The sequence below is a fragment of the Shewanella sp. Isolate13 genome (genome assembly GCF_022398325.1).
In the GTDB taxonomy this organism is placed as follows: domain Bacteria; phylum Pseudomonadota; class Gammaproteobacteria; order Enterobacterales; family Shewanellaceae; genus Shewanella.
This window is the reverse complement of the sequence record NZ_JAKEVD010000018.1, coordinates 1-13,837: the sequence shown is the minus strand read 5'-3', so window position 1 is coordinate 13,837 and position 13,837 is coordinate 1. Positions and strand designations below refer to the sequence as shown.

Annotated in this window: 10 protein-coding genes and 2 pseudogenes; 5 read left to right on the top strand and 7 right to left on the bottom strand. The window is 43.9% G+C overall.

Features of this window, described 5'->3' with window-relative positions:
- Positions 1-91: 91 nt before the first annotated feature.
- Positions 92-1,678 (bottom strand): sodium/proton antiporter NhaB, encoded by a 1,587-nt coding sequence (gene nhaB / locus L1D44_RS12495; protein WP_239891088.1) that lies wholly within the window; start codon positions 1,676-1,678, stop codon positions 92-94.
- Positions 1,679-1,971: 293 nt separating this feature from the next.
- On the opposite strand from nhaB, the gene fadR reads away from it, so the two are divergent.
- On the top strand, positions 1,972-2,691 hold the full coding sequence (gene fadR, locus L1D44_RS12490; protein WP_239891086.1) for a fatty acid metabolism transcriptional regulator FadR: 720 nt from the start codon (positions 1,972-1,974) through the stop codon (positions 2,689-2,691).
- A gap of 132 nt (positions 2,692-2,823) precedes the next feature.
- On the opposite strand, the gene L1D44_RS12485 is transcribed toward fadR, so the two are convergent.
- Together L1D44_RS12485 and L1D44_RS12480 are read right to left on the bottom strand one after the other, a co-directional pair.
- Positions 2,824-6,798 (bottom strand): translocation/assembly module TamB domain-containing protein, encoded by a 3,975-nt coding sequence (locus L1D44_RS12485; RefSeq protein WP_239891084.1) that lies wholly within the window; start codon positions 6,796-6,798, stop codon positions 2,824-2,826.
- The gene (locus L1D44_RS12480) at positions 6,795-8,621 is read right to left on the bottom strand and encodes an autotransporter assembly complex family protein (RefSeq protein ID WP_239891221.1); all 1,827 of its coding nucleotides are present in this window, start codon (positions 8,619-8,621) and stop codon (positions 6,795-6,797) included. The genes L1D44_RS12485 and L1D44_RS12480 overlap by 4 nt, the downstream gene beginning before the upstream one ends.
- A 169-nt stretch (positions 8,622-8,790) precedes the next feature.
- On the opposite strand from L1D44_RS12480, the gene L1D44_RS12475 reads away from it, so the two are divergent.
- From L1D44_RS12475 to gpt, 3 genes are all read left to right on the top strand, one after another.
- A complete protein-coding gene (locus tag L1D44_RS12475) occupies positions 8,791-9,852 on the top strand; it encodes an isoaspartyl peptidase/L-asparaginase (protein WP_239891219.1) in 1,062 nt (353 codons plus the stop codon).
- Positions 9,853-10,028: 176 nt separating this feature from the next.
- A complete protein-coding gene (locus tag L1D44_RS12470; RefSeq protein ID WP_239891082.1) occupies positions 10,029-10,382 on the top strand; it encodes a hypothetical protein in 354 nt (117 codons plus the stop codon).
- Positions 10,383-10,667: 285 nt separating this feature from the next.
- Positions 10,668-11,123: a xanthine phosphoribosyltransferase gene (gene gpt, locus L1D44_RS12465; RefSeq protein WP_220767506.1), complete on the top strand. Its 456-nt coding sequence runs from the start codon at positions 10,668-10,670 to the stop codon at positions 11,121-11,123.
- Between the two features lie 47 nt (positions 11,124-11,170).
- Here the strand turns inward: gpt and L1D44_RS12460 are convergent, their stop codons facing one another.
- Both L1D44_RS12460 and L1D44_RS12455 read right to left on the bottom strand, forming a co-directional pair.
- On the bottom strand, positions 11,171-11,566 hold the full coding sequence (locus tag L1D44_RS12460) for a tyrosine-type recombinase/integrase (protein WP_239891217.1): 396 nt from the start codon (positions 11,564-11,566) through the stop codon (positions 11,171-11,173).
- Between the two features lie 96 nt (positions 11,567-11,662).
- Positions 11,663-11,871, bottom strand: a pseudogene (locus L1D44_RS12455) (site-specific integrase); the annotation flags it as partial.
- A gap of 783 nt (positions 11,872-12,654) precedes the next feature.
- Here L1D44_RS12455 and L1D44_RS12450 point away from each other — a divergent pair.
- On the top strand, positions 12,655-13,080 hold the full coding sequence (locus L1D44_RS12450; protein WP_239891080.1) for a GNAT family N-acetyltransferase: 426 nt from the start codon (positions 12,655-12,657) through the stop codon (positions 13,078-13,080).
- A 22-nt stretch (positions 13,081-13,102) separates the two neighbouring features.
- On the opposite strand, the pseudogene L1D44_RS12445 reads toward L1D44_RS12450, so the two are convergent.
- Both L1D44_RS12445 and L1D44_RS12435 read right to left on the bottom strand, forming a co-directional pair.
- Positions 13,103-13,216: pseudogene (locus tag L1D44_RS12445) on the bottom strand (IS110 family transposase); the annotation flags it as partial.
- A gap of 404 nt (positions 13,217-13,620) precedes the next feature.
- On the bottom strand, positions 13,621-13,837 hold a 217-nt coding region (locus L1D44_RS12435), incomplete at its 5' end, for a hypothetical protein (protein ID WP_239891078.1).

The following is a 13,837-nucleotide window of genomic DNA, read 5'->3' as shown; positions in this document are numbered from 1 at the left end:
GACAGGGTCTCCATTGCAGATAAAAAAACGCCCTATTGAATAGGGCGTTTTATATGACTAACTATTTGTTCAATAGTTCAGAAAATGCTTATCAATGTCCTGATACTACACTATCTGTTGCTGCTTGAGCAGAGTGATGAATCAACATTTGTGTATCATAAAAATACTGAGTCATCTGTTCTAGGGCACCTAGCTCGATAGCGAGGATACCTACGATAGACAATACGATAGTGTATGGCAGTGCCATCCACACCATTCTTCCGTATGAAAGACGAATAAGTGGAGCAATTGCCGATGTTAGTAGGAATAGGAACGCTGCCTGACCGTTTGGTGTTGCAACAGAAGGTAGGTTAGTACCTGTGTTAATGGCAACGGCAAGTAGATCAAACTGATCGCGGGTGATCTGGCCGTTAAGTAGCGCCGCTTTCACTTCGTTAATATAAACGGTACCTACGAATACGTTATCACTCACCATTGAAAGTAGGCCGTTTGCGATATAGAAGATTACTAACTGAGTGTTACCTTCATAGCTCAATGCCCACTGAATAACTGGTGCGAATAACTGCTGATCGATAATTACGGCTACAACGGCAAAGAATACAGCTAATAGCGCGGTAAACGGTAAGGCTTCTTCGAAGGCTTTACCTAGTGCGTGCTCGTTAGTGATACCGTTAAATGCAGTGGCTAGAATAATCACCGATAGACCAATTAGACCAACAGAGGCTAAGTGCAGTGCAAGACCTGCGATTAACCATACGCCGATAACCGCTTGGATCAGAAGCTTAACTTTATCGTGTTTAGTTCGGTTTGCATCTTCATGTGCATCGTAGTCAGATAGGATCTTGTGAACCGCTTCTGGTAACTGTTGACCGTAGCCGAAGACTTTAAACTTCTCTACTAAGAAACAAGTAGTAATACCCGCAAAAAATACCGGAACCGTCACAGGGGACATGCGAATCGCGAACTCTGCGAATTGCCAGTTAGCCTGGGCTGCAATAATTAGGTTCTGTGGTTCACCCACCATGGTGCAAACACCACCTAACGCAGTACCTACACCAGCATGCATAAGTAGGTTACGTAAGAAGCCTCGGAACGACTCAAGCTCCTCTTCACATAACTGAGGATGACCGTCAGAAGTGTGATCATGAGTGTCACCAAAGGTCTTACCCGATGCAACTTTGTGGTAAATCGAGTAGAAACCGACCGCAACCGTAATAATAACCGCGATAACAGTCAGTGCATCTAAGAAAGCCGACAAGAATGCTGATGCCATACAGAAAAGAAGTGATACAGCAACTTTTGAACGGACCTTAGTGATCATCTTGGTAAAGACGAACAGCAACAGTTGCTTCATAAAGTAGATACCGGCGACCATAAAGACCAGCAGTAGTACTACTTCTAAGTTAGCCTCAATTTCATGTAACACCTGACTTGGCGAAGTCATGCCGATGGCCACGGCTTCAATCGCTAATAAACCGCCAGGTTGCAGTGGATAACATTTTAGAGCCATAGCTAAGGTGAAGATAAACTCGACAACTAATAGCCAGCCTGCAATAAACGGATTAAAGTAAAATACGATTGGGTTGATCACCAAAAATGATATGATCGCGAGTTTGAACCACTTCGGTGAATTACCCAAGAAGTTGTCAAGAAACGCCCGACTCATTGTCACAGGCATGGAGTCCTCTCTATTTGTTTTTCTATGGTTACGAGTAGCAAATTTGCACCGTATGCTACTCGTGATGATGAAAAGGTAAAAGCTTTTTTGATGACTTAAGCCGCCCATTATGACGAAACAGCTATCTATATCAAAAAAATATCACTTAAAACGCGCTGTTAGCGTAAAAAATACTCGCTTTTAGCAATTTATTTGAATAGAGAGCGCCGAATCGGTCTGTTTTGGTTTTCATTTTTTGCCGCTCTGGTATGATCTGTCGGAGAACAACACTAATAATTGGATAGAGTAGGTTAATGATCATCAATGCCAAAGGTCCTGCAAGTTTCGCAGAGAAGTATATTGTACGATCCATTTGGGAAAATAAGTTTCCTCCAGGCTCTATTCTGCCCGCAGAACGCGAGCTTTCAGAACTGATAGGCGTTACCCGCACGACATTGCGAGAAGTGCTGCAGCGTCTCGCGCGTGATGGCTGGTTGACGATTCAACATGGTAAACCCACAAGAGTGAATAACTTTTGGGAAACTTCTGGTTTAAATATCTTAGAGACGATTGCCGAGTTGAACCCTGAGGGCTTCCCAGAGTTGGTCGATCAGTTGTTATCGGCAAGAAGCAGTGTCAGTGCTATTTATTTCAGAGGAGCTATTCGTAATAACCCTGATGAAGCGATAGAAGCTCTATCTCATCTCGATGAGCTAGAAGATACCGCTCAAGCTTATGCTGAATTTGACTATCAATTACAACATACCTTGGCCTTCTCTTCGGGTAATCCACTTTATGTTTTGATCTTAAATGGATTTAAAGGCCTATATAGCCGAGTGGGGCGCTACTATTTCTCTAGTGCCGAAGCGCGCGCATTGGCAATGGACTTCTATAAGCAGTTACAGCAGCTCGCAATCGATAAAAATTATTCAGATGTCCCAGCATTAATGCGAACCTATGGCATTAATAGTGGCGTGATGTGGCAAAGCCTTCGCGACGATATGCCTGTGGACTTGGGGCATTCAGATACCTAAACAAGCCTGTCTGTGTTAAAAAAAGCCATCGTAAAGATGGCTTTTTTTATTTTGAGCCCTAAACCACCTTCAGAAGGTGGAGTTTTTATTTCCTAAACCAGCTAATAGAGGAGCATTAACATCGACTGTTAGCTATAAGTCGAAGCGATAGTAGAGATCGAGAGATTGTTCTATGGTGCCTGAGACGGTTTCAAGATATAGCTGAGATAGAAGGTAATATCTCACCGTCATCTCATAACCAGGGTTAAAGACACCCACGCCATATTTGACCATGAGTTTGTCACCGATAAAGCCACTGATGGCAAAGCGGCCATCATCGTTTGCATCGAGTTGTACATTTGAAAAGCCGATTTTCTCGATGATGCCAGCGGCGGTATTACCAATATTGCCGATGGCGCCGCCACCAATCTGGTTGCTTAACGACAGAGCCGCCCCCATCATTAAGCCACTGTTTTGATCGACGCTGGTGTTATTGAGGCCAGTACCACGTACGATATAATTTAAGATCTCAGCTTGCTCTTTTGCGGGTGATGAGAAGAGGTTGACGACCGGCTTCATCGGCGTACCGGTTATACGTACACCAGCGATAACATCTTCATCTTTGATCTCACGAACGGCTTCAATATTAAGGTTCGGGACATCGATAGGGCCGATAAACTGCATTTCTCCCGCGCGTATATCTAAGGTTTGCCCCATAAACTTGTAATTACCATCGATGACTTTTATCTCACCAAAGAGTAGCGGTGGCCTAAATGGGCTTTGTTTAAGCTCCAGCTTACCTTTTAGCCTCCCCTTAAGCCCCATACCATCGACACGTAGCCGGTCGCCGACATTGAGGTTAACTTGGGCTGACACCGCAAGCGGCGAAACCTGCTGCTCTGTGGTCGCTAGACTATCTTCAAATACGACATCTTTAGAAACAGCTACGCCGCCTTCCGGTAGCTGCACTATGGTAATGCGTCCTGATGGGACGTTGATATCACCTTGGATATCGAAAGACTCGTTGGTGAACTTAACTTGTAGATCGGTTCCGACGTTTAATATAGCCAGTGGTGGTTGGATCACTGCTAGATCTTTCCCCTTTATGGCAAAGGCACCATTGAGCTGTTGTTGGGCCCAATCTAACTCGCCATCGACATAGGCTTGGCCTTTTCCCATTTTTAGCTCGCCATCGATTTTGGCTTTCTTGCCGGAAAAGATAAAGTCGAGATCGACATCTTCCAACAACGTTGGGTTGGCTGTTGCCATAATTGAGCCGTCATTGAGTGAGATCTCGCCAGAAACTTGTGGCTCACTTAGGCTACCGCCTATTTGTAACTCACTGGAGATCTTACCTTCTAAGACCTCAAGCTCAGGTAGCAACTCAGCTAGGGCTTGTAAGTTAATTTGGTCTAATGAGAGCTGGCCGTGCATATTTCTATCTGGAGTGACGTTAATTCCCAGATTGGCTTCCATACTTGCAATATCATAAGACTCTAATGACAGTGAGGTCATCAGCTGCTTTTCATCTAAGCGGCTGCGTAACTGTACGGATTTATAGCCGATGGCAACTTCGCTATTATTGGTTGCTTGGAAGTCGATATTACCTGGTTGAAGCTCAAGTTCAACGCTGCCAATAGGCTTGGCATTTTCAAACCATTGTAGCTTGGAGCTGAGTGTTGCTGGTCCCGTCCAGTCGAGGCTTTCCGGCAGCCAAGGCTCAGCAAGGACGCCAAGATCGCCCACAAACTCGAGGGCGGCATGGCCATCTAAGCCTAATTGTATCGGCTCTTTGGCGCATAATTTACCGCCAACATGGGATAAACAGAATGGCGCAACATTTCCCGTCAGTGAATCGAAGTGATATTCGGCATTAAAGGGAGACTCTAGATTGATATCACCTAATTTAGAGGCTAATGATAGCCGTTTGACTTGAGCAATAATCTGCTGCTTTTCTTCGTGATACTCACTCGTTAAATCGGTGTTTAAGACCAAGTCTCCCAGTGTTGTCATTATGAGCGACTGTTTAGTTAAGTCACCCTGTGCGTTAAGGGAGATATTGGAAAGTTCAAGATCCTGATACTTAAAATCATGCAGATTGAACGATGCAATAAAGCTTTGATTATCGAGTGGTTTATATTGACCCGTTAAACCAAGGTCGGCGAGTTCCACTTCAAAAATCTGTAAATCGCTCGCCTTTAATGACACGCCAATATTGGGATGGTCACTCGCTCCTGAAACATCGATATCGGCCTTAATATTTCCTTGGGCGTCTGCCTGCCATAAGCTTAAGTCTGGCACGGTTAATTCGCCGCTAAGTGACCACTGTTTGTCAACCTCACCCTGAACAAACAATCGACTCTGTAATGCACTGACGTTTAAGCCTTGTGAGCTTAAGTGCCATTTACTGTCGATGGACACTGCACCATCGATCTGTAGCGGGTAATGCATGATGTGGCCGCTAAGATTTGCATCTTCAACGTCGATTGCCCACGAATTATCGGCGAGATTGAATCGGCCTGCGCTATTAAAAGGTCCAGTGATTTCACTATTTGGTAAAGGCTCAGATAAGCCTAGGTCTAATTGACCGATATCGAACTGCTGCGCTGCGACTTTGGCCTGCCATGCTAACACCTCTCCATATTCAAATGAGCCTTGAACAGCGATATCGCCCAAATCTGGATTATTGCCGTAGAGCTTATCAAATACTAACTGATTATTGGCGTGACTAAATACCGTGTCGATATCGAGTGTTGGTTGATATTGTGACCAGAACTGAGTTTTTAGCTCAACCTGCTGCGCGTCTAGGTTGCCTTGGCTACTAAGGCTTACATTGCTTGCGCTAAATTTAGCCTTCTTTAGTGGCCATTGTAGTTGCTCAGCCTTTAATGTCAGCTGGTATGGGATCTGTGGCTTAGCGAGCTCGACTGTCGATTCAATATCGAAGTTAAACTGACCGCTACCTATAATATGGCTGTTAAGCCCCTTAAAGCCATGCTTAACAGTCACCACTAGCTGTTGGTTTTCGAGGCCTGGGACCTCCTTTATATGGGTGAGGTTTATCGAGGACTGAATATCCATCGGATAATCGTTTATCAGTGAGATCTGTCCGCTCAGCTCAATGTCGCCGTAGCTATGGCTAGCGTTAAAGTCATCGATATTGATTAGAAATTGCTGGTAGCTGCCCGCTAAATGGAGTTTGGAGAAATGATCTTTTCTGGGGCCGAGGATCAAGTCACCGTTTTCGATATCCAAGGCGTCTACAAAGACTGGAATAGGCATAAAGACTTGGGGCAGGTTGGCCATAACCCACTCACTCTCTTTCGGCTCTTGTTTCTTGCTTTGTTGTTCTTCTTTGACCTGCGTATTGCTGGCTGCGACTTTTTTCTTGCTCGGCTCGACTGCGGGGTTATTGCTATCATCAGCGGACTCGGAGAAGGGGATGGATACCAATAGACCTTCAGAATAGATAGAGCTTGCGCGGATCCCGGTTGCCAGCCATTCAGCACTTAAATCCAGTTGATTGGCATTAAAGTCCATATCGTTGACTCGAACAGTGACATTTTTGAGCGCGCCACTGACGAGGGTGATCCCAAAGGGAAGGGTGATCTCTTGATTTTCCTCTTCGTCAGCAGAGGTATCATCCGTCGCCGAGGTTAAATTTGAGTCAAGGTCAGTCCCTGATGCTTGGCCGCCAATAGAGGCGACCTCTTCCCCGATAAGTGCGGTATCGATTTCAACATTCACCTTTGAGCTTGCAAGCTGCTCTACACACAGCTGTTTTTGCATTAAACACACAGGGTTCCAAGCCAAGACCAGATCGGTGATTTCAACTTTTACCCCCGACATCTGCCAAGCGGCATAATCTAACTCAATCTGGCGGTTGAGTTGGCCAGACTTATAATCGAGCTCTAAGTCAGGAACAAAAATGTCGGCAAGCTTGATGGCGATATGGCTACCAAACTGGGTACCGAACAAGATTGCAAAGCAAACTAGCACGAGTAAAGGTGTGTAGATGGCGAAGCGGCTTATTAGCTTAAACCAGGCCCATATGCGCATATACCAGGGTCTACTTTTAGCGGTCGTGTTAGTGTTGGCCTCATTGGGACCTTGACTGGAAGCGGTCATAGCTCGGCTCCCATGGTAATGTGAATACGCCAAGGACGACTTATGGTATCAGTCTCTTTTAATCCAATACCCACATCGAGCTTTACTGGGCCAATTGGCGAGATCCAATGGATACCGGCACCAACGGAAGTAATGAGCTCAATCTGGTTCACATCAAAAGCATTACCCGCATCGATAAAGGTCGCGACTCGCCAAGTTGGCGTGACATAATATTGATATTCGATACTGCCAACCATCAAGTAGCGTCCACCGACAACTTCTCGAACGATTTCACCTTCGTCATTAACCGAGTCGATCGAGGGACCGAGTTCGTTATAACTATAACCACGAATACTCTGATCACCACCGGCGAAATAACGTAAAGAGGGCGGAATACTCTCGAGCGAGCCATCACTTGTGAGGTTGGCCGCCATATCTAAACGCGAGACGATTCTGTGTTTATCAAAAAAGGTGTTGATCCATTTAAATTTGGTTTGTAAACGGGCCAGTCTGACCTCGGATCCAAGGCTGGGGTCGGCATACTCGAGGCTATAAAATTGGAAAAAGCCCGACTTGGGATCCAGCGAGTTATCCCCACGGGTAGTTTTAGACAGGCTTGTGCCAAATAACACAAATCTTGGATCATAATCCACACCTGACTGGGTATAGTCTTCACGCATGACTTCTGCCGAGTAATTAAATAGCCATTTGCTTTGCAGCCGTTGCTGGCGAATGAGTGCGAACATCATTTTTGATGCTTCGAGCTGACCCGTATTATTAAAGTCACGTTCTTCAGGATCGTAAACCTGCGTAACTCCGTATTTATCTCTGAGCATGCCCATTCGTATTTTTAATTGGTCATCGAGAGGGTGAGTTAAGGGGATGGTGTAAGTTGTCAAAAACTTAGGCTTATCAGGCGACCACTCGGCAGTTGTCTCCTGAGAATGACCGTATCGATTGATTTGTGGAGTCCGCCAAGTCACTCGAACACGAGGCTCTAGGTTATTATCAACCGTATTACCGATATCAGCACCCAGACCTAACTCAATTGAGTGATCGGGGCGCGAACTTAGCTCGACACGTACTGGAACTTGTAGTCCTTCGACCTGATCGACTAATGGCAGTACCTTGATGTTTGAAAAGTATCCTGTATCTAATAACTGACGATTTAACTGGCCTAGGTTCCCGGTGCTATAGGGAGCATCAAGCTCAAACGGAATAAGCTGTTCAAGGAGTCTAGGTTCTAAGGTCGAACCAGTAAAACTGACTTTGCCGATGTGGTAACGCTTGCCAGAATCATAATATAGAGAGATTTTTGCAGTATTAAAGTCACGGTCTACGGCTATTTGTGATAAATCGAATTTGCCATCAAAATAACCGCGAGCGAGGGCGAGTGTCAGTAGCTGCGCCTTGATATCCTCATAAACCCCATGGTTGAGTCGGTCACCGGGTCGCACGTTTAACTGGCTAAGCCATTTTTCGAAAACGGGGTCATTACGCATCTCACCTTTAACCTGAATATCAATCCAGCTAATTAAGGTGGGCTTTCCAGCATCAATATCTAGCGTTAGTACCCAAGGGCGCTTGTCATGACTAGTGACGCTTTGCGACACCTTACTATGGTAGTAGCCCATAGAGTGCATCGCGGCTTCAATATTATCCTCGGCATTAAAGATAAAAGCACGGCGTTGCACGCTCGAATCAGGCAAGCTGCCTAAGTGAGCCTTGACGTTACGTGCCAAGCTACCCTCGACACCGTTAATCTTGAGTGTTAACCAATCATTCGCCCGCACTGAAAATGTTACAGATGTAACACCGATAAGCAGTAAGGAAGTGGTTAGCACACGAAGCAAACTTTTCAACAAAAATTAGACTCTTATTAATAGTTTAATTTAGACCAAGCTATTGTCACTAGAATCGTTAACTCAAGCAAGTTGCTGATTGTAATTATGACCGAAAATGGTTACAAAGAGAGCAAATAAATACAATAGGATACAGTTTGTGAACTACAAGATGCTAACTCGTACAGCCTTGCTTATATTATCGACAGTTATCTCGGCAAGTGGCATGGCCAGTGATAGGCCTTTTTCAATCGCGATTCATGGCGGCGCTGGTACTATCTCTAAGGCAAATTTAACCCCAGAGCAGCAAAAGGCTTATCGCGAGAAATTACAGCAAGCGGTTGACGCGGGCTACGATATTCTTGCTAAAGGGGGAACTAGCTTATCGGCCGTTCGGGCATCGATTAATATTCTAGAAAACAGCCCGCTTTTTAATGCGGGCCTTGGCGCTGTGTATACCTATGATGGGGGGCACGAACTGGACGCATCGATCATGGACGGTAAAACCATGAATGCTGGTGCGGTTGCCGGGGTAAAACATATTAAAAATCCCATTGATTTAGCCATCACTGTGATGGAAAAGTCACCCCATGTGATGTTATCTGGTCAAGGTGCAGAAGAGTTCGCGCTCACTCAGGGTTATCAGTTAGTTCCAGTAAACACATTCGATAGCGAGAGCCGCTATCAGCAACTGAAAAGTGCCAAAGAAAAAATCCAGAAAGCGGAATCTAACGCCGATTACCAAGCTAGCACAGGCTCTAACACACACCATAATTATCAGCAAAGCGCCCTAGATTACAGCGAGTTTGACTATAAATTTGGTACAGTGGGGGCTGTTGCGCTAGATCAAGATGGCAATCTAGCGGCTGGCACCTCAACAGGCGGGATGACGGCTAAGCGATTTGGCCGTATCGGTGACTCGCCCGTTATTGGCGCGGGAACGTATGCCGAGAACGGCGTCTGTGCCGTCTCTGCGACAGGCCATGGTGAGTACTTTATTCGTTATCATGTGGCGGGTGATATCTGCGCCAAGGTGAAATATCAGAAGAAATCAATTATTCAAGCGGCCGATGAGGTGATTAATCAACGTCTGATCACCGCTGGTGGCACAGGCGGTGTGATTGCTATCGATCAGCGAGGTAACATCGCTACGCCATTTAATACCGAAGGCATGTACCGTGCAACTCGAAAACAAAATGAACCCGCTCAGGTGATGATCTGGTCAGATCTATAACCTAAAGATGAAGCGCATTAAGCTCAACTAGCCGAGCTCAGTGCGCTTATATTCGTTTAACTTCTGTATTCATGTTATCGACAGCTCTTCTTAATAAGTACATTAAATTATTATTCACTAATAAAACTCTTTACAAGGTTATATAATGAGTGAAATTTAACCTGGTAAAGTATCTTATGACTGCAGAAAAGAGACCAAGCACAGCAACTTCAAAGCCAGATAGAACCACCGCAATGCAACAAATCATCGAGCAGGTTAAGCAGGAGCTGCCGTTGTATGAGTCTGAAACTTTTGTTTGTGGGCCAGAGGGGAGTTGCCTAGGTTGCCCTAAAAAGCTGTTAGAGTTAGTAGATAGCGAATTGAGCTATTGGGAGGCCGCGATATCGAACGGACAAACACCACAATTTGATGAGATCCGTCGCTTTGGTAAGTTGTGTACCAATGTAAAGCGAGGCTTGGACCGTAATGGTGTGTTAGATAAATATCAGCAGCTAAAAAATGATAGGGTTAAATTTGGCAGCCATTCTTAACTGCTCCTCAGTTTGACGTTGTTTTGTTGTTATCAAGTTTCACGGGCTATTGCTAAGCCACTTTTAGCTCATTTTCTACAAAATCCCTAACAATTACCTATAGAGTCATTACCGATCGTGTAACGCTTTGCCTAAGAGTGCCAGTGTGGTTCATCATCAATGGTGAGTTAATCAAAATCTGTGAAATACATCACGAACATATATTTGTATGGTTCTGAATAAAAAGCCAAAATGCCGCGCAATCTCTTTCCCCTAAAAATAGCGTATACGCATAAAAGGTTGCACATGAGCAAGAAATTTCTGATCACTTGGGATCAAATGCAAAGTTACACCCGCCAGTTGGCAGAGCGCCAGCTACCTGCAGAACAATGGAAAGGCATTATTGCAGTTAGCCGCGGTGGATTAGTACCTGCAGCTATTCTAGCTCGAGAGTTAGGTATTCGTAATGTAGATACTATCTGTATCTCTAGCTACGATCACGATCATCAGCGTGAGACTAAAATCATTAAGCAGGCGCCAGGAGACGGTGAAGGCTTTATCGTTGTCGATGATCTGGTTGATAGTGGCTCTACTGCTAAAATCGTCCGCGAAATCTACCCTAAGGCTAAGTTTGTTACCGTGTGTGCTAAACCAGCTGGTAAGCCATTAGTTGATGATTACATCGTTGATATCCCACAAGACACTTGGATCGAGCAGCCTTGGGATACAGGTGTGAGCTTTAGAGAGCCGCTTTGTAAGTGATTGCCTGAATTAAAGTTTTAAGGCGCAAATCAAAACCGAATAGTCCGCTATTCGGTTTTTTTTGTCGCGGTTAATCGTATAGGGTGAAGCAATAAAGAAAAAGTGGTCGAGTAAGCATTAGGATATTTTTTAGCTAATGAGTGTGGCAATGATGGGCCGACTCTATGCTGATTATCTTGCTGTTGAATTTTTATCGCGCGTTGAATATATCCATCAAGCTGATTAGTGCATGATTGGCTTAATAATGTTTGTCTGTCTTTATTGCCTTTTGCATTTCGAATGGCGAGTGAGAGGTTTTCGACATTAATATCTTGTAATCTCAATTGCAGGCACTCGTTGACTCGTAATCCACTCCCATAAAGCATCTCCACCACAAATTTTGCTAGTCCACTCATGTGTGACAATATCAGAGCAATCTCTTGATAAGATAAGACCGTAGGCAATGTGCGCTGCTTTGTTGCTAACGTAAAACCTAGATCGCCTAATTCAATTTTTAAGTGTTGCTGGTATAAAAAAGCTAATGCATTAAGTGCGACTTTTTGCGTATTAACCGCGACATTCTGTTTGTTAGCTAACCAACTTAAAAAAGTTTTACGTCAACAGAAGAGAGCGTAACAGGGTGAGCTTTATGATGAAATAAAATGTAGCGCTTGATCCAGTAAAGATAAGCTTTTTCTGTGCGAAGACTATAGCCTCGTAATCGAATCTCTTGTCTAATCGATTTTAAAAAAGGACTGGAATGTGTCATTTTAGTCTCTCGCTTCTAACTGTGTTTTTATACAGTGTTATCTGTGTTTGTAAGAATGCAAGCGCACTTTGTCAGGAATGACAGAGACTCGGCTGTTGCTAATTTGTTAAATGTATTGTAAATTCAAAAGCATAGAGTAGGGCGCGTTTTCTTCGCTGGGATGTAAAACGAATAAAGTGCGCTCGCGCGCTTTTGCAAAAGTGGTATTGCATACAATTTTGCTCTAGAACACTTAACGTATTATTATTGTTTGTAATTTAGTCTGTGTTCTTATGCGCGTTTTTCCGGTCACGATCGACAAAGCGCGCAAGCGTTATATTAAAATGTTAGAGGTATCAGAGGGAACTGATAGTGTCGTATTACAACTTTTCAATATTAAAAAGCGCTGCTAAGACAGCGTTTCTTCATATTTCTTGGCTAATTTCATTAATTGGGGCTCCGATTATATTCTTTCGTGGCGAGCTAGATTTATTAGAAAAGTTTCTTTTGTGTTTAGCCTTTTTAATGTTTTTCTGGTTAGTATATTTATTGTTCTGCATAATATTTCACAGGTTAAGCCTTAGAGACGAAAATAACAGGTTTGGGTATTTGCAAAAAAGTGATACTGAAAAAGGGAAAGAAGTAGGCTCACACTTAGAAGGTTGGTAATAAGATACCTCTAACAAGGCAATTAAAAAAAACGGACGCGTAAAGCTTGGCTCGCGCTCGTGCCTCGCAAATTTTAGCCAAGCATTTACCAGCCCCTTATTGGGGCGTTATAACGCTCTGCAGTTCGGATGAAAAATGAATATTGAAGTAACAGATAATCCAAATAAAAATGACCTTGAAGTAATAAGTAAAGGTATTCAGTCGTTTAATCAACAACATATTCCTGATGAAGTTGTGTTCGAGCCTGATACAAAATTTGCGGCATTTGCGAAAGATGAAAATGGCAAAGTGCTAGGTGGTATTAGAGCAACAGGATTCTGGAATTATTGCATCCTTGAGCTACTTTGGCTCTCAGTGGAAACTCGAGGTAAAGGTGTAGGGCAAAGGCTCATGGACGCCGCAGAAAATTTTGCTAAAGTAAAAGGCTTTCAATACATACGCACGGAAACTCTTAGCTTTCAGGCTAGACCCTTTTATGAAAAACGTGGGTACAAAGTTTTTGGTGAGTTGCCCGATTATCCAAAAGGTCATACGACATACTGCCTTGTAAAAGAGCTATAACAAGAGACTATGGCGCCAATAGCTAACTTTGAGCTTTTGGCGCTTCCCACATTACACCATCTCTTAGCATCGAATTTAACGTTACAACCACCTTTCTGACACAGGCAATTACCGCCACTTTCTTTGGCTTTCATGCCTATTGTTGCAGCACATGCCCTTACTCATTAGCAAGGTGTTTTAAGTCTCTTTCAGTCAATACCCCAAGCCACTATATTATGCGACTGTTTTCACTGCGTTTCGGACGATTGCTGATAATGATTATGGTGAAACTGCCAAAAGAATACTGAGCATTGAGAAGCTCAAAAAACGGGTGGTAAGTTATGGTATGAGGCGTTCAAGGTTCGTATTGCAAAAGTTGAGCGAGGCAATGGCATATAACAATAAAGGATTAAGGCGCGGAAGCGTGTTCATTTAGCACAGCATTTAAGATCATTCCTCAGCGCTTTGGATTATTATTTGAAGTAATGAGCCTTGTGTTTATAGCACAATGGTTTAGGTTAGGTAGTGAGCGGCGCTCACGACTAAATTGACGTTATACATTTAAGGAGTATGGCTTTGGTAGATAAACGGATCAGTAACGCTGTTGCCTTGATGCGCACCGTAAAAAAATGTATGACATTTATAGTCCTTATTGCGATGTATATCGTAGTCGGGGTTTCGATATTTGAGCTTGGTATTGCGCTTTATGCTGAACATATTTGATTCAGCGGGCGGTGTAATGCACGTCAAAATAGACCAATTACTTAAAATATTTGGT

Coding starts and splice junctions, on each gene's coding strand:
- nhaB (WP_239891088.1), bottom strand. CDS start 1,678: ATGCCTGTGACAATGAGTCGGGCGTTTCTTGACAACTTCTTGGGTAAT.
- fadR (WP_239891086.1), top strand. CDS start 1,972: ATGATCATCAATGCCAAAGGTCCTGCAAGTTTCGCAGAGAAGTATATT.
- L1D44_RS12485 (WP_239891084.1), bottom strand. CDS start 6,798: ATGACCGCTTCCAGTCAAGGTCCCAATGAGGCCAACACTAACACGACC.
- L1D44_RS12475 (WP_239891219.1), top strand. CDS start 8,791: ATGCTAACTCGTACAGCCTTGCTTATATTATCGACAGTTATCTCGGCA.
- L1D44_RS12470 (WP_239891082.1), top strand. CDS start 10,029: ATGACTGCAGAAAAGAGACCAAGCACAGCAACTTCAAAGCCAGATAGA.
- gpt (WP_220767506.1), top strand. CDS start 10,668: ATGAGCAAGAAATTTCTGATCACTTGGGATCAAATGCAAAGTTACACC.
- L1D44_RS12450 (WP_239891080.1), top strand. CDS start 12,655: ATGAATATTGAAGTAACAGATAATCCAAATAAAAATGACCTTGAAGTA.